Source organism: Glaciecola sp. SC05 (assembly GCF_041380235.1).
Taxonomy (GTDB): domain Bacteria; phylum Pseudomonadota; class Gammaproteobacteria; order Enterobacterales; family Alteromonadaceae; genus Glaciecola.
Genome location: NZ_JBGIYY010000027.1, coordinates 23,409 through 44,688 on the forward strand (window position 1 = coordinate 23,409; position 21,280 = coordinate 44,688).

Genomic DNA, 21,280 nt, shown 5'->3' on the forward strand with positions numbered 1-21,280 from the left:
ATATAAAATAGGGTAACGCATCCAGATAGTAATCATCTTGCATGCGTTACTCTTATTTGCACGTTCACTTGGGCTGTGGTGCGTGCCGCAAAACACTATTAAGTAAGAAGCAATATAAATGTCAGACACCGTCCCAAACAGTTTTAAATCACCTAGATTCTTGCAGTCGCTCATATGCTTTAGCGTGATCATCATGCTCATTGCAGGCGGGCTTTTTGGCCTTGGCATTAGCTTGCACACGCTAATGTTTTTATGTCTATTATGGGCGGGTGCTCATGCATATAGTTTGGGTTATCGCTATTTGCAAATCCGAGAGTTGATGAGTAATGCACTTTATAGAGCGATGCCCGCTATTTATATATTCATACTTATTGGCATGGTTATTTCAAGCTTTATGCATAGCGGCACCATTGCCACGCTCATGTATTACGGACTAAGTTGGCTAAGCCCAACCCTGTTTTTAGCGATAGGCTTAGTGCTCTGCGCGATAATGTCGGTAGCCACAGGCACTTCTTGGGGCACAGTGGGCACTCTCGGCGTGGTGTTTATGGGTATCGGTGCAGCAATGGGTATTCCGCTTCCTATAGTGGCAGGGATGGTAGTGTGCGGCGCTACCTTTGGCGACAAACTTTCGCCCATTTCAGATACCACAAATTTAGCAGCAATGAGCGCTGGCACAGATCTATATCGGCACATTTATGCCATGCTGTTCACTACGATCCCAAGTTTTATAATCGCCTTTGTGATTTTTTTAGTGCTCGGATATCACTATGCCAACAATAATCCAGTATTGCTTGAGGTTAGCTCAATCCAAATCGCGCTTGACAGCACTTACCGTCTCAGCCCTTTGATTACGCTTCTGCCGTTGGTATTGCTTGGAGTATTAAGCATTCGTAAAGTACCAGCTGAAGTGACCATGTCGTGCAGTATTATACTTGCCGTGTTAATTGCTATTGTTTATCAGGGTCAAAGCAGTATTGCCGTGCTGAATGCACTATGGGAAAACACCCCAGCGTCAACCGGGATTGCAAATTTAGATGCTCTGCTGGGCCGCGGGGGAATAAGCAGCATGAGTTGGACGCTGTTGTTGGCTTTGATGGCAATTGCATTGGGCGGCATTTTGCACGGTGCGGGCTTTTTAGCCACCTTGCTTGCGGGCATTATCACCAGAGTAAAGCGCACTGCTAGCTTGGTAGCCACCACCATTGTTTCGGGATTTTTAGGCAACTTAGCGATGGGCGAGGCCTATATTTCGATCATACTAAATTGCCAGCTATTTAAGCCAAAATATGAACAACAACAGATAGACAATGCAGTGCTTTCTCGCTCTGTAGAAGAAGGTTCAACGATGACAACAGGATTAATTCCGTGGACGACCGCCGGCGCATTTTACGCAGCGACACTGGGCGTAGACGTGCTTGACTACGCACCTTATGCGTTTTTTAATTATATGAATGCTATTGTTGCGGTCATTATGGCTAGTCTTGGTGTTGGTCTGCTTAGTGCTAAGGCTCATCAAAAAGAAATATCCGTTTAGCTGAGTCTATAGTGCATCGCGTTTTGCCTAAGCGCTCAGCATCATTTTATACAGGAAATAAACTATAAATCTATTATATGCAGTATTTGCGGCTTTCCATGAGCTTTGGATGTAAGCAATGATTTTCTGAAAAACGGCAACGGCGGCTTAGGGCCATTTTATGACGAGCATTTATGAAAATGAAAACAGTATTCTTTGTAGCGTGTCTAACACTAATGCAGGCCTGTAATAATCTTAACGATCAAAACATTGACTATTTATATTCGAAAGGAAGGGCGTTGTTAAAAAGTGACAAGCCTAAAGCAGGCTTTCCTTATTTGTTAAATTGCGCTGCTAGAGGTCATGGAGGCTGTGCCGAAATTATAGCTTACGAATACTATGGAGCTGAACATATAGATGAAGATCTTGATGAGGCTTTAAAGTGGTTTAAAGTTGCAGCTTCAACAAAGTTATATTATGGGTTTGCTGGAATATCGGGGGCCCTAACTATCGCCGAAATGTATTGTGATGGAACATATTTTTCGGAAAGCTATACATCTGTAAATCAATGGGTTGAGGAAGCGAATAGCATGCATGCGGACTTGACTCAAATTTTTGTACAGCAAAATGTACCTGAACATTTTTATCAGATATTAGAAGGTATCCGTCAAAGAATTACGGAGCTTGAAAGGTCGATAGCACAAAGAGGCTGTCGTACTTCTGAATGAGAATTATAAAGAAGTAAACTACATGTACGGTATGTACGCGCAGATCTAAACTAGTTATTCGATACCACTAGCCAGAGTCGTCGATATGCAAAGAGCACAGACTCGCTCAGTGGCGCAAATGCTTACCCTGCCCATTTAAAAGTAGCTGGGCAGGACGATTTTGAAGGTGTTTATCCCGACGGTTCAAAGCCATGTTTTTACTTTCATAAATATTGCTTAGCTAGTCTTTCGATTTTGCAGCCAGTTGTCGAGGCTAAACTGCCCACTACCTCTCGCTGACAATATCAACAAACCCGCGATGATTCCTGTGTTTTTCACAAAATTTTGGGTTTCGTGGGCAAGGTTTGCGCCATCGGGTAGGTTCCAAAAGCTATGCATAAATAGATTAATCATCAGGGTTAATCCAGCTAATATAAACGCAGCATATTTGGCTTTAAAGCCAACAATCAAACAGATACCAAATAGCACTTGAATCAAGATAGTCAGTGGCAATAGCACGGCAACAAAGGGCACATCGTAATTATCCATATACTGCGTCATTGCTTCATAAGATGAAATTTTACGCATGCCAAAAAACGCAAAATACAGACCCAATAGCGTTCTTCCCAATAGTAGGCTGGGTGTTTCAAGGTGCTTAAATAGTTTATCCACTGGTGTCTCCAATTTGGCAAGTTTCAAACATCAATAACAAAGATAACGCTTTTAAGCACAGATGACAGATTTATTTTTTATCGTTATTTTTAATGAGCTTAGTTTTTATCTAAACCTATACTTCAGTTATGATAGTGTTTGATTTTTAAAGAGTCTTAGGAAACCAAATGAGAGCAATACGATTATTGATAGTCTCACTTTTTTTATGCGCATTGGCCGCTTGCTCTAAGCAAAGTGAACAAACAAGTTGCTACGAAGCTGACCTCGTCCTACATAACACTACTATTTACACCGCAAATGACCAGCAGTGGAAAGCGGAGGCTGTGGCTAGCCTTGCAGATAAGATTGTGTTTGTGGGAAGCAACGCCGATGCAAAAAAATATATGTGCGGCAGCGCTAAAATTTTGGACATGAAGGGCAAAACCGTTTATGCAGGTTTTACCGATAGTCACCAACATATTGAAGGCGTTGGCCGGCGAACAAAAACCCTAAGCTTGTTTGGCATTCCGACACTGCAAGAAACAGTGCAAAGCATCGCTGACTGGGCAGAAAATGTCCCAGAAGGTGAGTGGGTGTTAGGAAGGGGGTGGATTGAGCGCGAATGGACTGACGAAGAACGCTTTTTGAACAAAAGCGATGTCGATGGGTTTACGGCAAATAAGCCTTTATTTATGCCAAGAGCAGACGGCGTATCAGCCTTGGTCAATTCTAAAGCCTTAGAATTAGCAGGTATAACCCGCGATACTCCCGATCCTGAAGGCGGCAAGTTTGAAAGAAACTCTGACGGTACCCCAAATGGTTATGTGCTGGCCAATGCGATGAATGTATTTAGAGCTATTATTCCTGAAGAAACCGATGAGTACCTGAAAGACAACCTATTGCGCGGCCTACAGGCAAATGCAGCAATGGGATGGACGCAGACTCAAGATGCTGGAATGCCGTACCGTTTAGTGGATTTAATGAAGGATATTCATAGTCAAGGCGATATGCTACACCGTGTATACGCTGCAATCCCGGTGTTGGAAGCTGAACAAATGGTCAGCCGAGGCCGAGAAACCACAAACGACGATATGTTCGATGTCCGCGGCATCAAAGTGTTTATCGACGGAACATTGGGCTCAAGGGGTGCGGCGCTAATTGAAAACTATTCTGACGCAGATCATAACGGTTTTATGAACCGCATTACTAAAGAAGATTTGGTGCCAGTGTTGCATGAAGCGCTGCGTCAAGGCATACAAGTCCAAACCCATGTGATTGGCGATAGAGCGGTGCAATCCTTGCTTAATTGGTATGAGGAAGCCTATGAAGCTGTGCCGCGCACTGAATGGGCGAGTGAGGACTTACGCTGGCGCATGGAGCATGCTCAAGTGATTGTGCCTGAAGACCAACAGCGCTTTGTTGACTTAAAGGTTCTGCCCTCCATGCAGCCGAGTCATGGCATAGGTGATCTAAATTTTGCGGGAGACAGGCTAGGCCCAGATCGTCTGGCTTATGCTTATCCTTGGCAGGCATTAGTTGATAAAGGCTTAATGATTTTGGCTGGCTCTGATGCTCCTGTTGAGGTAGGAGACCCAAGAATTGAGTTTTATGCAGCAGTAGCACGGAAACGGCTCGATGGCACTTCGGGACCGGGCTGGCATCCTGAGCTAGCAGTCTCAAGAGAGACGGCGCTAAAAATGCTGACTATCTGGCCAGCCTATGGCGCCTTTCAAGAAAACCTAAGAGGCTCCATTGAAGTGGGCAAGTATGCCGATTTTACCGTATTTGACCGTGACTTAATGACCATTCCAGAAGCAGATATTCTTAGTAGTGAAAACCTTATGACCATTGTTGGTGGGCGTATCACCTATGAGAAACTGCAGTAGGTACACATTCAAATGCAGAATAAATAGCTAAATACTGAGTCAAGAGATGATTCATGCGCTGTTGAATAACCTCGATTGAGAGAGTGAGTAAAGTCGAAAAAAGACCTAAAAAAAGCCATTCAGATGAATGGCTTTTTTGTGCTAAGTGTAGTTTAAGCAGTTGTTTAGTAGACTAAACGTGCTTGTACATACCAAGTGCCACCATTGAAACCAAAAGGACTGGCCTCAGAGTAAAGCTGACCTAGGCTACCTGCGCCTGGGTTTTCGTCTGGGTAAGCATCTAACAAGTTGTCGACACCTACTACAAACTCTAGGTTATCAGAATACTGATAGGCGACCTGCGCATCGATTAATACCGTTGCGCCAATACCGTTAACACCGTTGCCCGTATCATCCCATTCGCCATAGTAATTAGCGCGTAGCAATGTTCTGATAGCGCCATCTGTATGGCTCCAAGACACGTTAGCTCGGGTATTTGGCAGCAAATCTTCGATAGCGTTTACACGACCATCGCTGATAGGGTTAACTGTACCAACACTATCTACCTCAGTTTTGTTGTAGTTTGCTGCAACCGTTAAGCGGGATTCACCGCCCATAAAGTCAAAGCTGTAGTTACCTACAATGTCGATACCGGTAGTGGTGGTATCAAAACTATTTGAGAAGAATCTGAACTGCGACAAATCATCTAAACCGATAAAGTCTTGGCGATTAATTACGCCTGATGCATCTAAGGATGTCAGTGCCTCAGAGACCGAACCGAAGTTAGAGCCAGCTCCGCCCGCAAAGTTAAGCGCTGATAAGAAATCAACGTTTGCGCCCAGTGCTACTCGGTCAGTCAGTTCAATGTTGTAGTAATCGATTGTCCAAGTTGAACCCGCGATGTCAAAACCGACACCAAACGAGAAGTTAACCGCTTCTTCAGGACCAAGCTGAGGACGACCGTTACCCGCGCTCTCAACAAAGTCAGCTGCTAGCTGACCGGCGACAGATGACAATGGCAAAGTACCTTGGTCGATAAGCACACCGTTAACGTTTTGTGTGGTTACGTTAGTGATATTGGCTTGTCCGGCTGTTGGCGCATGGAAACCAGTCGAATATGCAGCACGAAGTCTTACTTCGTCAGATACGTGATAAATACCGGCTATTTTAAAGTCGGTGGTGCTTCCAAATTCGCTAAAGTTTTCGGTTCTAACAGCTACCTGCATAGTCAAATGCTCGGTAACATCGGCTTCTAGGTCGACATAAAATGCCGTACTGTCTTGAGTTGCCGAAGTATCGTTAGGAAAACCGCCAAATCCGTTTGAGCTAGATGCAAAACCTTGGCTAGCCAAAGGTCCTAGCGCAAACGATGCAGCATCGCCTGCATAAAGATTAAATTCTTCTTCTCTATACTCAGCACCAAAAGCGATGCTTAGTTCAGAGTAAAGGCCTACCTCTACTGGATATACAAAGTTTGCATTGAACAAGGTTTCGGTTTGTTCTTGGCCACCCGGTACAAAGTTACGAGGAGTATTTGGACCAAGCGAGGCGTTAATTGTGTTGTTGATAAAGAAATCAGTTCTGTTTGAACCACGCTGAGCACTTACGTCATATGTTAAGCCGCTACCAACATTGAGATCACCACGGATACCTGCGGTAAACGACATATCTTCGTTAGTGCCGCCAAATCGTGGTACGAATCCGGCTGGAATGGTCTCAAGGAACGAGAAGCAGTTGGCATCAGCAGATACCTGTGCAAAAAGACCTGCGTCAGGAATTACGCCACCCGAACCACCAAGTGGAATACCGGCGATACATGAGCCGCCCTGACCTAGCCCGTCTAAGTCACCTACCAATACTGATGGAACACCGTTTTCATCGGCTAAGCCAGTAGCTGGATCGACCAATGGACCACGATATACACCGCCACGTTGGCCAGATGGGCCGCCTACAACGTTACGATAGAAGAAACCACCGGTGACCTGTCTCTCACCATAGTTACCAAACAAATAAGCTTCGGCATGTTCATTAATTTCAAAGCCAGAGTTGATAAATAACTTTATGTCATCTTCAACATCAGGTTGTCCCCAATACTGAGGAACTTCGCTGGTGTAGCTGTTAATTAGTTGGAAATCAGATACCGGCGTGTAGCCATTAGCAATCTGAAAGGCTACGTCATCACGCACTACCGAGCGAATGGTGCCGTCTACCTCGCGCACTTCGGCCGTCACGTTCACAAAACCAGATTCACCTAATGCGAAACCTGCATTTGCAGAAATAACAAAGTTATCCCCGTCGCCTTCGTAAGTAGAGCCATATCGCGCTTGAAATTCGAAGCCTTCGGCGTCGTCTCTAAGAATGAAGTTAATTACACCCGCTATGGCGTCTGAGCCATATTGTGATGATGCGCCGTCTCTTAACACTTCAACGCGGCTCAATGCCATAGAAGGGATAGCTGATATATCAACACCTTGAGCACCGTCTGATATACCGCCGCCAAGGAAGGAAATGATAGAACCACGATGACGTCTCTTGCCGTTAACGAGCACTAATACGTTATCGGGTGATAAACCACGTAAGTTAGCGGGTCTAACAATCGTAGCAGCGTCACTGATGGGTTGAGAGTTAATGTCGAAAGAAGGCACCTGTGTGCGCAGCATGTCTTGAACATCTGCTGATGAGTTTTGACGGAACTCTTCACCGCTAATAACATCGATAGGTACGGTCGAATCAGCCGCAGAGCGGTTAGTCATACGCGTACCGGTTACGATGATTTTTTCTGCGGTATCATCGGCTACAACTTCTTGTGCGATGGTTTGGAACGGCAATGTTGCCGCAAGTGGCAGTGCGCATGCTATTGCGATTGCCGTTTTTTTAAACGTGTGTCTATTGTAAGACTGTGTTTTCATGTCTTTCCCCTGTAAATAGTATTTGTAACCTAAAGAGCCCAGCGAGCGACTCATAGTATTATTATTGTTTTAGGTAACGGTTAAGATTCTACCAAAGGCTAATTAATATAGCGTTTTCTATAATTTAGCTTCTATTTGCGTAGTATCTCACACAAAACTAAGTGGTATGCACAGGCTTGTCAAGTTACATGCGATCCTAATTGATAATAATAACAATATGTTAACAATCGGAAAGCGTGAGTTGAGCGCTGTTTTCAAGAAGCAAAGTACTAAATGTCTGCTAATGTTACGCCTAAATATTTTGCCAATTCAAGCATTGCAAAGGTTCCCGCTATCGCTTCGGCGTCGAAGTTGTAGTTAGTATTGGTATTCACATCGTAGGCGTAGCTATTGCCTTGAGCATCTTGAATCGCTTCTATTCCGGCTACTTGGACATTATTAGCGGCTAGAAATGCCTCGTACTTATCGATAAATTCAGGTCGATAGTCGCTAAGGATCTCAAACTTGGCTTTCGGTTTGGCAGTGTCGGCATCCGTCGGACAAAACATATCTTCTATTGAACAGGCATCCGCAGGGCATAGCTCAAAGCCTTCGGAAGTATCCACTTTTACGCCGTATAAAAATTTACCATTTATAAACTCGTGACGAATAATGTGGGGCTCGTTAGCTTGTATATACTGCTGCACGAGGGTAATGCCATCGACGGGTGCATCAAAATTGGGCCCCTCAACATAGACGCGTAAAGCCTCAATCGATTCAAATAAAAACACCCCCTGACCTTTACCTGCGCGATTATGCTTGGTTATGAACGGCGTCATGTTTAGGCGCTCAGCAGCTTCCATAATTTGTTTTTTACCGACTGCAGCGAGCGTCTTGGGGGTGGCAATGCCGGCATGATTTAATGCCATATACTGATTCGCTTTACTCAGTTCAAGACGAAGTGCACGCGAGCCATTCACAACTGTGCGCCCGTGGCACTCCAGCCAGGCCAACACTGCTTCGGTAAATTCAGGTGCAAATCGATGGTCGCGGGTATGCGAAGAGGCGCTAATGCGGTTATAAAAAACGCCCTGAGGCGGCTCGCCGCTTAAATCGAGCACGCCCTCGTCTAGGTGCCACATCTCGAAAGGCAACTGAAGCTCTTCAAGGCGATGCTGCAAGTGTACAGTCCATTCGTTGTTTTCGTGCAGCACATAGATTTTCTTCATTGTCTGAGGTCTCTGCCAGTTTAGCGTTTTTCTTGAATGAATAAGATAACGTAAACGGGAATGTAAAGTTCAAAATGAAGCAATTTAAACTATGCACGGCAACAGCACCTAATTAAGTACATTGAGCCAATCTGCCTCATTTGACTCCCGAGATTTTGCTCAGTTCGCTGACATTGTATGTTTCGGCTTTATCTCGCATTGGGTTTACTTTCCTTGGTAAAGGGGCTCGGTTGAAATTTACTATGTGCTATTACCTTAGGTGAGGGTCAACTAAAAGATTAATCCGTAGAAGAACGTTTGGTTTATTCAATTTAGTTATCATCTGTCTTGGTTAAAGCCTTTCCACCAAAGTCGTAAACAAATTAGACATAAGTGATTGCAAGAAGACATTAATTTTACTATATTGTCGACAATCCATGCACACTTAGGTCTTTATGTCTCCGTTTTCTGAGTCTCCAATAACCTCTTCAGATAAGATATTCATTGCTATACGCTCTGATATTGTTGCGGGTGTCATTGAAGCGGGCTCAAAACTCAGTGAGGCGGAATTGTCGACAATACATGGCGTGAGTCGTGCTGTTGTACGAGAAGCCATCAATCGATTAGAAAATGTCAGCTTGGTAGAGCGCAAACCCAACATTGGCGCGCGCGTGGTCACATTAACCCATCAAGGTCTCATTCAACTGTATCAGGTGCGCGAAGCATTAGAGGGTATGGCGGCGCGTCTGGCCGCGCAGAATATGAGTGACAAAGAGATTGCCCAACTCAATAAATTGTTAGCTAACCATTTTGAAGAAGTAAAAGACGGCGAGTCATACTATCAAGAGGCGGGAGACGTTGATTTTCACTATCGAATTTTATTGGGTAGTCATAACCAACAGCTGATTTCGATGCTCAGCAACAACATTTATCACTTAGTGAGAATGTACCGAGTGCAGCTGGGTATGGCAGGCCCTCGGGTAACCACCGCATTTGTCGAACATAAGAACATCGTGCAAGCAATATCAAATCGAGATGGGGAATTGGCGGAGTTATTGATGCGTCGGCATATTCTTTATTCAAAAAACAACATTGAAGCAAAATTAAAGCAAAATTGAGGACAGCTGATGAGTGAAGCAAACATAAGTGCAGGCAAAAAATTCAGAAACGCACTAGCAAACAACAAACCACTGCAGGTGGTAGGCACCATTAATGCGTATACCGCGATCATGGCTGAAAAAATAGGCCACAAAGCCATTTATTTGTCAGGCGGTGGTGTTGCAAATGCCTCTTACGGTTTGCCTGATTTAGGCATGACCTCACTAAACGATGTGTTGGCGGATGTACTGCGCATTACCTCAGCAAGCAGCTTGCCCTTATTAGTCGATATTGATACCGGCTGGGGCGGCGCATTCAACATTGCTAAAACGATTCGCGACATGGAGAAAGCGGGCGCAGCGGCGGTGCATATGGAAGATCAGGTTGCTCAAAAGCGCTGCGGCCATCGCCCTAATAAAGAAATTGTTAGCACCGAAGAAATGGTCGACCGCATTAAATCAGCGGTTGATGCCCGCACCGATCCTGACTTTTTCATCATGGCTCGCACCGACGCCTTTGCCCAAGAAGGCTTAGAAAAGGCTATTGAGCGCGCAAAGGCATACGTTGCTGCCGGTGCAGACGGCATATTTGCTGAAGCTATTCAAACCGAAGCGCATTATCGAGCTTTTACAGAAGCCTTAGACGTGCCGGTGTTAGCCAACATCACTGAGTTTGGCCAAACCGAACTGTGGAATAAAGAGGTCCTAGGTGAGTGGGGCGCCGCGATGGTGCTATATCCGCTCAGCGCATTCCGTGCAATGAACAAAGCCGCTGAGAATGTCTATCAATCAATCTTAGCAACCGGTGATCAAAAGGCAGTTATCGATACCATGCAGACGCGTATGGAGCTTTACGAGTACTTGGGATATCACGACTACGAGCAAAAATTAGATAGCTTGTTTGCTCAAAAGAAATAAATTTAAAGAAAGTAAGTACTTACATTTAATTTAAATCGAAAGCTGGTAAATTCTATCAGCCCCGAAAAGCAGTAGGAGTCAACACATGGCAAAGGTACTAAGCGGCGCAGGTTTGCGCGGACAAGTGGCAGGTAAAACCGCATTATCAACAGTAGGTGTTTCAGGCTCAGGCCTAACTTACAGAGGCTATGACGTAAAAGATTTGGCAGAAACCTGTCAGTTTGAAGAAGTCGCTTATCTCATACTCAAGGGAAATTTACCTCAGCAGGCTGAGTTAGACGCCTACAAAACAAAGTTAAAAGGATTGCGTGGATTACCTCAAGCACTAAAAGAGGTCTTAGAGCGGATTCCTGCTGACGCACATCCGATGGATGTGTTGCGTACCGGTTGCTCAATGCTTGGCAACCTTGAAACAGAAACCGATTTTGAACAGCAGCAGGATGCTGCCGATCGCATGTTAGCATGCTTCCCATCTATTATTTGTTACTGGTACCGCTTTAGTCACGACGGCGTGCGCATTGATGTTGAGACCGATGATGACTCAATTGGTGCACACTTTTTACATTTGCTACACGGCGAAAAGCCAAAGGCACTGTTTGAGCAAGTGATGCATGTGTCTCTAATTTTATATGCAGAGCATGAGTTTAATGCTTCTACCTTTACCGCCAGAGTGTGTGCATCTACCTTGTCTGATTTACATTCGTGCATCACTGGTGCGATTGGCTCACTGCGCGGCCCGCTGCACGGCGGTGCAAATGAAGCCGCAATGGAATTGATTGAGAGTTTCACCTCAGTTGAAGACGCCGAACAAGGCATGATGGGCAAGTTAGCTCGCAAAGAAAAAATAATGGGTTTTGGGCACGCGATTTACTCTGAGTCTGATCCACGCAATGCGATTATTAAGGCTTGGTCTGAAAAGCTCGCAGCTGAAGTTGGCGATACCCTGTTGTATCCGGTTTCGGTAAAGTGCGAAGAAGTGATGTGGCGCGAAAAGAAACTCTTTTGTAACGCCGACTTTTTCCATGCCTCTGCTTACAACTTTATGAAGATCCCTACCAAGTTATTTACCCCTATTTTTGTGATGTCACGCCTGACGGGCTGGGCTGCGCATGTTATGGAGCAGCGCGCAGATAATCGAATTATTCGTCCGTCGGCTGACTACAATGGGGAAGATTTCAGACCGGTACCTAGTATAGATGAGCGCGGATAAGCGCCCAGCTAGTATTTAATGGTCTGAGTAAACAGATGAGCACCACAACACGCATTAGTATGAGAGGATAGTATGAATTACGAATATCGTAAGCCTTTGCCCAATAGTCGCCTTGACTATTTTGATACCGAAGCCGCCGTCAACGCAATTAAGCCTGACGCCTACAAAGGCTTGCCATACACGTCAAAGGTACTGGCTGAAAACTTGGTGCGTAAATGCCCACCAGCCGACTTGAAAACTGCATTAGAGCAGCTTATTTATCGTCGTCGTAATTCAGACTTTCCTTGGTTCCCGGCTCGCGTAGTGTGCCATGATATTCTTGGTCAAACCGCTTTGGTTGATCTTGCTGGCTTGCGCGACGCCATCGCTTTAAAAGGCGGTGATCCAGCAAAAGTGAATCCAGTGGTACCTACTCAGCTAGTGGTTGATCACTCGCTTGCAGTGGAACATGCAGGATTTGAAGAAGGTGCGTTTCAAAAAAACCGTGACATAGAAGACCGTCGTAACGAAGACCGTTTTCACTTTATCAACTGGACCAAAACCGCTTTTAAAAATGTTGACGTGATCCCTCAGGGCAACGGTATTTTGCATCAAATTAACCTTGAGCGCATGTCGCCGGTGGTGCAAAAACGGGATGGTGTCGCTTTTCCGGATACTCTAGTGGGCACCGATAGTCACACTCCAATGGTAGATGCATTAGGCGTAATTGCGATTGGTGTGGGCGGCCTTGAAGCTGAAAGCGTAATGTTAGGACGCGCCTCTTACTTACGACTCCCCGATATCATCGGCGTTGAGATGAGCGGCAAGCCACAACCTGGGATCACTGCGACCGATATCGTGTTGGCCATTACTGAGTTTTTACGCAAAGAGCGTGTAGTGTCTTCATACCTTGAGTTTTATGGTGAAGGAACCAAGCACCTTACCCTTGGCGACAGAGCTACCATTTCAAATATGACGCCCGAATATGGCGCCACCGCTGCGATGTTTTATATTGACGAACAAACCACTGAGTACTTAACTTTAACCGGCCGTGAAGACGAGCAGGTCAAGCTTGTTGAAAACTATGCCAAACATACCGGTTTATGGGCCGACGGCATGGTTGACGCTGAATATGAGCGTGTGTTGCACTTTGATTTATCAAGCGTTGTGCGCAATATGGCTGGCCCCTCGAACCCCCATGCGCGGGTGGCTACGACCGATTTGGTAAGTAAAGGTATTGCTGGCAAATACGAAGTAGATGGCGACCTTATGCCAGATGGCGCGGTGATTATTGCGGCTATTACCTCTTGCACCAACACCAGTAACCCGCGCAACATGATTGCGGCAGGCTTAATTGCTCGCAATGCCAATAAACTTGGCTTAACCCGTAAACCTTGGGTGAAAACCTCGCTAGCACCGGGTTCAAAAGCTGTACAGCTGTATTTAGAAGAATCAGAGCTGTTGCCAGAGCTGCAAAGTTTAGGTTTTGATGTAGTCGGCTTTGCCTGTACTTCGTGTAATGGTATGAGCGGTCGATTAGATCCTAAAATTGAGAAAGAAATTATAGACCGAGACTTATATTCGACCGCGGTACTTTCCGGTAATCGTAATTTTGACGGACGTATTCACCCGCACGCCGATCAAGCCTTTCTAGCCTCGCCTCCGCTAGTGGTGGCGTATGCCATAGCTGGCAGCATTCGTTTTGACATTGAACGCGATCCCCTAGGGTTTGATGAGAGCGGAACGCCCATTTTATTAAAAGACATTTGGCCAAGTGACGAAGAAATTAATGCCGTGGTAAAAGCCTCGGTTAAACCAGAGCAGTTCCGTAAAGTCTATGAGCCGATGTTTGATATCAAAGTCGAGGCGCAAAACTTAAACCCGCTTTACGACTGGCGCGAAATGTCGACGTATATTCGTCGTCCGCCATATTGGGAAGGTGCTTTAGCTGGTAAGCGTTTACTTACCGGATTACGGCCGCTAGCGATATTAGGTGACAATATTACGACCGACCATTTATCGCCCTCTAATGCGATTCAGATGAACAGCGCCGCCGGCGAATATCTTCATAAAATGGGGCTGCCTGAAGAAGACTTTAACTCTTATGCAACCCATCGCGGCGACCACCTAACCGCTCAGCGAGCTACTTTTGCTAATCCAAAACTATTAAATGAAATGGTCACAGAAAACGGCAAAGTAAAACAGGGTTCATACGCAAGAGTGGAGCCTGAAGGTAAGGTTTTACGCATGTGGGAAGCGATTGAAACCTATATGGAGCGCAAGCAGCCCTTGATCATTGTGGCTGGCGCAGACTACGGCCAAGGTAGTTCTCGTGATTGGGCTGCTAAGGGCGTTAGATTAGCGGGTGTTGAAGTAATAGTGGCAGAAGGCTTTGAGCGAATTCATCGTCAGAACTTAATTGGTATGGGGGTGCTTCCTTTAGAGTTTAAAGAAGGCGTAACCCGACTCACATTAGGCTTAGACGGTACCGAAATCTTTGATATTAAGGGTGACTGTCAACCTGGAACAAATTTGTCGTTGGTTATTACTAAGGCTACTGGCGAGCAGATGACCGTGCCGGTAACCTGCAGATTAGACACCGCTGAAGAACTATCCATTTATGAAGCTGGTGGTGTATTACAACGTTTTGCTGAAGACTTTTTAGCCTCGGCAAGTTAGTGTTTAGTATCATTTTTTAAGGTATTTACAATAAATAGTGGTAAGTAATGATGCCGCGTTATTGAGGTTTAGTATGAGTATGTATGCACCGCAACAAAAAATAGCCGCAACTTACATGCGTGGCGGTACCAGTAAAGGTTTGTTTTTTGCGCTAGAAGATTTACCAGAAGCTGCCCAAGTGCCCGGCGAAGCCAGAGATAAACTGCTGTTGCGCGCCATTGGTAGCCCTGACCCTTATGCTAAGCATACCGACGGCATGGGCGGTGCTACTTCAAGTACAAGTAAGACCGTGATATTAAGCAAAAGCGATAAGTCAGGCCACGATGTTAATTATCTATTTGGACAAGTTGCCATCGACAAGCCGCACATTGATTGGAGTGGTAACTGCGGTAACCTAACTGCGGCAGTGGGTTCATTTGCTATCGAAAATGGGTTAGTCAATGCGATAAAACTCCCTGAAAACGGCATTGCCGAGGTGATGATTTGGCAAGAAAACATTCAAAAAACGATTATTGCCCACGTACCTATGACCAACGGCAAAGTACAAGAAACCGGTGACTTTGAGCTAGATGGGGTGACCTTTCCGGCGGCAGAAGTCAAAGTCGAATTTGTCGACCCCGCCGACGGCGAAGGCGCGCTGTTTCCTACCGGGCATTTAATCGATAAATTAGTGGTGCCCGGCGTAGGTGAGTTTGACGCGACTTTTATTAATGCGGGGATCCCTACTATCTTTTTAAATGCTGCTGACATTGGTTATACCGGCGTTGAACAGCAAGAAGCGATTAACGGTGACCCCGAAGCGCTCAGCCGATTTGAAACCATGCGTGCGTACGGGGCATTGCAAATGGGTTTGATAAAGAATTTGGGCGAGGCTGCAGATCGTCAACATACCCCTAAAATTGCCTTTGTTGCGCCTCCTGCTAATTACGTGAGTTCAAGTGGAAAGCACATTGAAGCTAGTGATATTGATTTGTCGGTGCGCGCGCTGTCGATGGGTAAACTGCATCATGCCATGATGGGCACAGCTGCCGTTGCAATTGGCACCGCAGGCTCTATTCCAGGCACCTTAGTGAACTTAGCGGCCGGCGGTGGTGAACGTAAGCAAGTCACCTTTGGGCATCCATCTGGCACGCTTTGCGTGGGTGCGACTTCTGCATGCGTCGATGGGCAATGGCAGGTTGAAAAAGTGTCGATGAGCAGAAGCGCTCGAATATTGATGGAAGGGTTTATCAGGGTGCCAAAGGTTTAGAGCACTTATTTACTCGCTAAAATGTGAGCAAAGACCTCTGTATTATCGGCGTTAACCTTCGGAGTTTACAGCTCATTATTGCTTTGCGTCTATTTGTAATTGGTCTCGTCCGTTGTCTTTTGCAACGTAGAGCTTTTTGTCGGCTCTTGTGATGACATCATTTACTTCGTTGTCTTGCTTGCTGTCATACTGCGCGGCGCCTAAACAAAATGTTATTTCATAATCATCAGGAATGCCCGCAATGGTCTTTTCGTTAACATAAGCCCTCACGCATTTAAATATTCTAGCGATATCGGCTTCACTGCTATTCGGCAATACCAGTAGCCACTCCTCACCGCCATAGCGACCAAAAAACTCGCCCTCTTTTACGTTTTTCTTACAAGCTTTAGCGAAGGTAAACAATACATTGTCGCCTACGTCGTGTCCAAAACGGTCGTTAATCCGCTTAAAATAGTCGATATCAATCACGCCTATGAAAAAGCGACTATTCGCACTATCTTTTGCTTCATTAAAGACATTTTCGGCGGTGTTCAGAATCGCTCTACGATTTGGCGAATTGGTAAGTGCATCGATGAATGCCAGTTGTTTGAACTTATCTCGTACTCTTATTTGCTTGATTAAAATCCAGCCTATAAGCAAAAAACAACAGATGGTGAGCCCAATTACTAAACTTAAAAAACGTTCTTTTTGCAGCTGTTCTGTAATGACAGATTGACTAAGTTTTTCACGTGCGGTTAAGGCTTCGTTTTGGCTTAGAACTAGTGCGGTATCAAACTCAATCTTATGTTTTTGCGCCTGCTTTTCTTGTTTGTCATCAAAAGTACTTTGCTGCAGTTGAAAATTGTCTTTAAGCACATCGTAGGCTTTTTGATATTGTCCTTGCTGATAGTAGACGTCCGCAGCTAAGCTATTGAATTCGATTTGCCGGTCTGGCACGTTGAGTATGCTTACCAGCTCTGAGCTTGTTTGCAGATAGCGAGTTGCTGCGTCAAAGTCCTTCATACCTAATGCAGCTTGAGCCATGGTATTTACTGAAAAAAACTGCCTAACGGTATCGCCAACTTTTTCATAAAAATCAAAAGCTAGTTGATTCAATTCAATGGTTTCTTCCCACTCTTGACTTTGTAGCTTTAAGACGCCTATCTGCTGTCGAGCATAGACCCCGATTGCTTCAAAGTTGGCTTCTTTGCCAGAGGCAATCGCTCTAAGATAGTAGATCTCTGCTTCTTCGAAATTCCCCTCACGGTATTGGTTGTAGCCGATATTGTATTCAATGATTGACCGAAAATGTGCGCTATTGAGTTTTTGAACTTGTTCATAAGCAAGAGTGTAATAGCGAATGGCCGTTTTATAATCTTTTTCAATAGTGTAAATGGCGGCCAATGAATTGAGCTGATTTGCCATGCCGCGCACATCATCGATGTTTTTAGAGATGTTGTAAGCTGAGCTTAAGTACCTTATCGCAGCACCATATTCTTCGAGCCTAGTATGACTGTCTCCAACATGTTGATACACCCTCGACTGCAAATCTTCTGAGGCTAAAATATCCACGCTTGCTAATAACTCTTCATGCAAGCGTTCGATGTCATTAATGCTTTTTGAATTATCAAAAATTTTAAGGCGAATTAGCTGTATCTTGACTTTATTCTCTAATTCAAGGGACCTGTCGCTTGTTCTCTCAAGCTCGTCAATAATTTTTTCAGCTGTGGGTAGGTCGCGCATTTCAACCTGCAGTTGCGCCTCAAGTATCTTCAACTTTAACAATGCATTTTGCCAATTGTTGTTACGCGCAAGTACTTCTAATTCTTTGGTAGTGGTTAGTTTTGAGGAGGGTGAGTTAGTGTCGCGATGGTATAATTCACTGATTTTATCAAGCATTTGATCTTCTTGAATCATCTCGTCAGCAGCATAAGCGTCTTTAAAAATTAAAGATGCTAAGAGCACAATGAGGATGAGCAAAGAAATCTGATTCATTAATCGCAAAGGTCACAATATATTCGTTATCCATATTATCGGTTGTATTTACTATTTCTGAAATTTTCTGCTGCTCTTAAAAAGCCCGTTCAGAGACTCTTAGTGTGTAAGCGGTTTGCACAGGTCAAAGTCGCTAAGTTCTTGTTGTTCATATTTACAATATGGTGATCACAACACTAATATCGGCTCTTACCATAATCTATGCTCAGACTAAATCAGCTCAGTTGATCTTGTGCTGAGTTGATTTATTACATAGAGTGAAGTTTCTGATTTCTATTTGCAGGGCATACTATTGAAAGCACATATTGATTTACGTTCACGCCGTAACTTTTTATTGAAACTCGGATATGGCGCGACATTAGCTGCCGTTGCCAGTTATGCGCCGTCAATTTTTGCTGAGACCGCAGCAAAATTTTTAATTCGACAAAGCACTGAGATGTTACCGCTGCACTTCAATGAAAACTCTCTAGGTATGTCCGTCAAGGCAATGAATGCGGCAAAACAGGCTTTAATACAGTTTGGGAATCGATACGCGGTTGAGCATTACAACGGCTTTGTCAGCGAACTCGCAGCGCATCACAAGGTAAGTGAGCAACAGTTGATCCTAGGCAATGGCTCAACTGAAATACTGAGCGCTGTAGTCACCTATGCGGCGACGCAAAACGCTGTGGTGATTGAACCCACACCTACCTTTGGTGCTCTCAAAGGTTATAGTGAAAACCACGGTATGAAAGTCATTGGTGTGCCGGTAGATGACGAATTTATTATCGACATTGCTGCTATGAAAGCCATTGCACTGAAACAGAATACGCCGGTTCTTATCAATCTGTGTAACCCTAATAACCCAACTGGCAACATCGTTAAGCATCAAGCCCTAGTCAATTGGATATCAAATGCGCCCGACAATCATATCTTTTTAATTGATGAAGCCTATTATGATTATGCAGTCGGCATAGATGATTACCAAAGCATGCTGTCGATGATTCAAGCAGGTAACGACAAGGTAGTCGTCAGCAGAACCTTTTCAAAGATATACGGTATGGCAGGTATGCGTATGGGCTATGGATTGGCGACAGAAAAAATGGCCGCGCTTATTAAGCCCTTTGCGGCCGGGTTTAACATCAATGTAGCCGGCATTGCTGCTGCGTCTGCATCGCTGACCGACACCGAATATTATGCCCGAAGCTTAGCTTCAAACGCACACTCAAAGAAAATTTTGACAGCAGCCTTGGATGAACTTTCATTAGATTATGTGCCAAGCCACACCAACTTTATCTTGCATCGTCTCGGCAAACCCCTAGAAAGCTATACCAGCAAAATGCTTGAAAACAATATTAAGGTGGGACGTAAAATGACCGAAAGCCCATATTGGAATCGAATCTCTTTAGGCACGCCCGACCAGACCCAACAATTTGTTGAAACCTTACGGGCATTCCGAGAGCGTGATTGGGTATAGAGCCAATGTGAAAATCAGCACACATAATTGTGGTAAGGACTCAATAGTTTTGAAGTGTTACAAGCAAATACTCAGTACCAAGAGTAAATAGCATATGCGAGAAAGCATCAAAAAAGACAGATTTATTCCGGTCAGAAAATCAGATTTACTGCAGGCCTGCGTGAATGAAGGCAGCTTAAGTGAGCAAGACAAACCTTCATTTGAGCGACTCTGCAAGCTGATGGTAAGTACTTTACATTTTCAGTACCACCAAACACTAGAGAGATTAAAAGACAACTATGCGCCCTTTGATCCGAATGCTGATACGCTCGCCTTAGAAAAGCCGAGTATGGCAACCCTAGATGCTAAACAAACAATCTTTTCGCAAACATTTTCTGAGGTTTTAAACGCCGCTAATTTTGAAAAAGTAACTGATCAAGACTTGCTCGATGCCTTAAAAGAGGAGTCTCTATTTAAAGTGCGCCTAGCGGTTGAATTTGAAGACTTTTCTAAGGTGGTGTTTTATCGGCGCGGCGAGCATCAAAAAACCGAAACTATTGTGAAGTTTTGGGGACTGAAAAAACAAAAGGTTAGCTTTACTAATTACGATAAAGTTGCCATTTACATCAAATTTAAAGACGCCAAATATTTCCAAAATAGGAAGCGCAGTGTGAGTCATTTTGAGCCCAGCTCAACGATTATCAAACTTTTTCAAAATGTACCTAAAGCCGACTTAGAAATGCTGTTTCCAAACAGTGAAGTTCGTATGCGTAATATCGATAAAGCGATCATTGGCGGTTCAGCCCTTGTCGGAGGTACAGTTGTATTGGTTACTAAATTGGGAGCTTCAATCTTATTGCTGGCAGGCGTGTTCAGCTTCTGGTTTGGTTTGTCAGACAAAGAAGTAAATATCGGCACTCAAGAACTTCTTGCTTTAGGCATTGGCTTTGGGGTGTTGGGCGGATTTATTTTTAAAGAGTGGAGTAAATTTAAAAACCGAAAGCTCAAATTTATGAAAGCATTGGCAGACAATCTCTATTTCAAAAATTTAGACAATAATGCCGGAGTGTTTCACCACTTGGTTGATGCGGCCGAAGAAGAAGAATGCAAAGAAGCAATACTTGCCTACTATTTTTTGCTGATAGATAAACAGCCTCTATCAAGTCAGCAGTTAGATGAAAAAATTGAAGACTGGTTCAAGACAAGATTTGAGTATCAGATTGATTTTGAAATTGAGGACGCGTTGACGAAATTAACCTGATTCGGCATTGTCAGTTGCAACAACGGAAAGTACACAGCGAATCCAATCAAAGATGCTCACCAACACCTAGATGCGCAATGGGATGCATTGTTTACATAAATTGCAAAAGCTAGAAATTAGTCAATTGAACACTGTAGATTAGGAAAAGGGCATCGTACCTTGATGCATAAAGGGCAGTTTTGGGCAGTTTCCTGCCGTTGATGTTTTTTTGTATTTGGCATCATTAGAGTGAAAAGGTGATTTTAGCTCTAATGATATGTGAGGTGAATTTACGATTGTTTAGAACTTGATAATGAGACTATCTTTTCCCGATAGCTGACGTTCATGAGTACCCCAATAAAAAGCAGACCAAATACTAGAGGGTTCTTCCCCGCCAATGGCATGACACAGTGTGTGGCTCTTAATTCAGTTGCTTGTTATGTATCAATTTCACAACACTCACGAGCAAGGTATGATCTTATCTGTGACAATATCGAAACCTTTTGCTGCTGGTAGTGAATATGAAAAATGTAACCGTTCTCAAGCTGAATTGTTGCTTTGTTTTGACCTATTTTGTAAGACACTACATTCACCCCTCCATCCACCTCATCACCGTCAAACCATTCGGCTTGAGGAGTGTTGATTTGCACCCTAAAGGCACCAC

Annotated in this window: 14 protein-coding genes and 1 pseudogene; 10 read left to right on the forward strand and 5 right to left on the reverse strand. The window is 44.5% G+C overall.

What is annotated here, in order from left to right; genetic code table 11:
* Positions 1–118: 118 nt before the first annotated feature.
* Positions 119–1,537, forward strand: coding sequence for a Na+/H+ antiporter NhaC (nhaC, locus tag AB9H30_RS18575; RefSeq protein WP_371196293.1), 1,419 nt, complete (start codon positions 119–121; stop codon positions 1,535–1,537).
* Between the two features lie 173 nt (positions 1,538–1,710).
* Positions 1,711–2,244, forward strand: coding sequence for a hypothetical protein (locus tag AB9H30_RS18580; protein ID WP_371196294.1), 534 nt, complete (start codon positions 1,711–1,713; stop codon positions 2,242–2,244).
* A gap of 216 nt (positions 2,245–2,460) precedes the next feature.
* Here the strand turns inward: AB9H30_RS18580 and AB9H30_RS18585 are convergent, their stop codons facing one another.
* On the reverse strand, positions 2,461–2,895 hold the full coding sequence (locus AB9H30_RS18585) for a DoxX family protein (RefSeq protein WP_371196295.1): 435 nt from the start codon (positions 2,893–2,895) through the stop codon (positions 2,461–2,463).
* Positions 2,896–3,062: 167 nt separating this feature from the next.
* Between AB9H30_RS18585 and AB9H30_RS18590 the strand changes: the two genes are divergently transcribed.
* On the forward strand, positions 3,063–4,760 hold the full coding sequence (locus AB9H30_RS18590) for an amidohydrolase (protein ID WP_371196296.1): 1,698 nt from the start codon (positions 3,063–3,065) through the stop codon (positions 4,758–4,760).
* Positions 4,761–4,924: 164 nt separating this feature from the next.
* Here the strand turns inward: AB9H30_RS18590 and AB9H30_RS18595 are convergent, their stop codons facing one another.
* Both AB9H30_RS18595 and AB9H30_RS18600 read right to left on the reverse strand, forming a co-directional pair.
* Positions 4,925–7,648 (reverse strand): TonB-dependent receptor plug domain-containing protein, encoded by a 2,724-nt coding sequence (locus AB9H30_RS18595; RefSeq protein WP_371196297.1) that lies wholly within the window; start codon positions 7,646–7,648, stop codon positions 4,925–4,927.
* Positions 7,649–7,917: 269 nt separating this feature from the next.
* On the reverse strand, positions 7,918–8,856 hold the full coding sequence (locus AB9H30_RS18600) for a RimK family alpha-L-glutamate ligase (RefSeq protein WP_371196298.1): 939 nt from the start codon (positions 8,854–8,856) through the stop codon (positions 7,918–7,920).
* A 434-nt stretch (positions 8,857–9,290) separates the two neighbouring features.
* Here AB9H30_RS18600 and AB9H30_RS18605 point away from each other — a divergent pair, with 434 nt between their 5' ends.
* The 5 genes from AB9H30_RS18605 (at position 9,291) to prpF (ending at position 15,967) form a co-directional block, all read left to right on the forward strand.
* Positions 9,291–9,953: a GntR family transcriptional regulator gene (locus AB9H30_RS18605; protein WP_371196299.1), complete on the forward strand. Its 663-nt coding sequence runs from the start codon at positions 9,291–9,293 to the stop codon at positions 9,951–9,953.
* 24 nt (positions 9,954–9,977) lie between these two features.
* Positions 9,978–10,850: a methylisocitrate lyase gene (gene prpB / locus AB9H30_RS18610; protein ID WP_371196306.1), complete on the forward strand. Its 873-nt coding sequence runs from the start codon at positions 9,978–9,980 to the stop codon at positions 10,848–10,850.
* A gap of 85 nt (positions 10,851–10,935) precedes the next feature.
* Positions 10,936–12,060 (forward strand): 2-methylcitrate synthase, encoded by a 1,125-nt coding sequence (prpC, locus tag AB9H30_RS18615; protein WP_371196300.1) that lies wholly within the window; start codon positions 10,936–10,938, stop codon positions 12,058–12,060.
* A 72-nt stretch (positions 12,061–12,132) separates the two neighbouring features.
* Entirely contained in the window at positions 12,133–14,718 is a 2,586-nt protein-coding gene (acnD, locus tag AB9H30_RS18620; protein ID WP_371196301.1) for a Fe/S-dependent 2-methylisocitrate dehydratase AcnD, read from the forward strand.
* 73 nt (positions 14,719–14,791) lie between these two features.
* The gene (prpF, locus tag AB9H30_RS18625; protein ID WP_371196302.1) at positions 14,792–15,967 is read left to right on the forward strand and encodes a 2-methylaconitate cis-trans isomerase PrpF; all 1,176 of its coding nucleotides are present in this window, start codon (positions 14,792–14,794) and stop codon (positions 15,965–15,967) included.
* A gap of 75 nt (positions 15,968–16,042) precedes the next feature.
* On the opposite strand, the gene AB9H30_RS18630 is transcribed toward prpF, so the two are convergent.
* Positions 16,043–17,941 (reverse strand): diguanylate cyclase, encoded by a 1,899-nt coding sequence (locus AB9H30_RS18630; protein ID WP_371196303.1) that lies wholly within the window; start codon positions 17,939–17,941, stop codon positions 16,043–16,045.
* A gap of 292 nt (positions 17,942–18,233) precedes the next feature.
* Between AB9H30_RS18630 and AB9H30_RS18635 the strand changes: the two genes are divergently transcribed.
* Positions 18,234–19,397, forward strand: a complete 1,164-nt coding sequence (locus tag AB9H30_RS18635; protein WP_371196304.1) for a histidinol-phosphate transaminase — start codon at positions 18,234–18,236, stop codon at positions 19,395–19,397.
* A gap of 106 nt (positions 19,398–19,503) precedes the next feature.
* Positions 19,504–20,736: pseudogene (locus tag AB9H30_RS18640) on the forward strand (TMEM143 family protein).
* Positions 20,737–21,053: 317 nt separating this feature from the next.
* Here the strand turns inward: AB9H30_RS18640 and AB9H30_RS18645 are convergent.
* Positions 21,054–21,280, reverse strand: a 227-nt coding sequence (locus AB9H30_RS18645) for a hypothetical protein (RefSeq protein WP_371196305.1), incomplete at its 5' end; no start/stop codon positions are given.

Coding starts and splice junctions, on each gene's coding strand:
- AB9H30_RS18605 (WP_371196299.1), top strand. CDS start 9,291: ATGTCTCCGTTTTCTGAGTCTCCAATAACCTCTTCAGATAAGATATTC.
- nhaC (WP_371196293.1), top strand. CDS start 119: ATGTCAGACACCGTCCCAAACAGTTTTAAATCACCTAGATTCTTGCAG.
- AB9H30_RS18590 (WP_371196296.1), top strand. CDS start 3,063: ATGAGAGCAATACGATTATTGATAGTCTCACTTTTTTTATGCGCATTG.
- prpC (WP_371196300.1), top strand. CDS start 10,936: ATGGCAAAGGTACTAAGCGGCGCAGGTTTGCGCGGACAAGTGGCAGGT.
- AB9H30_RS18630 (WP_371196303.1), bottom strand. CDS start 17,941: ATGAATCAGATTTCTTTGCTCATCCTCATTGTGCTCTTAGCATCTTTA.
- acnD (WP_371196301.1), top strand. CDS start 12,133: ATGAATTACGAATATCGTAAGCCTTTGCCCAATAGTCGCCTTGACTAT.
- AB9H30_RS18580 (WP_371196294.1), top strand. CDS start 1,711: ATGAAAATGAAAACAGTATTCTTTGTAGCGTGTCTAACACTAATGCAG.
- prpF (WP_371196302.1), top strand. CDS start 14,792: ATGAGTATGTATGCACCGCAACAAAAAATAGCCGCAACTTACATGCGT.
- AB9H30_RS18595 (WP_371196297.1), bottom strand. CDS start 7,648: ATGAAAACACAGTCTTACAATAGACACACGTTTAAAAAAACGGCAATC.
- AB9H30_RS18600 (WP_371196298.1), bottom strand. CDS start 8,856: ATGAAGAAAATCTATGTGCTGCACGAAAACAACGAATGGACTGTACAC.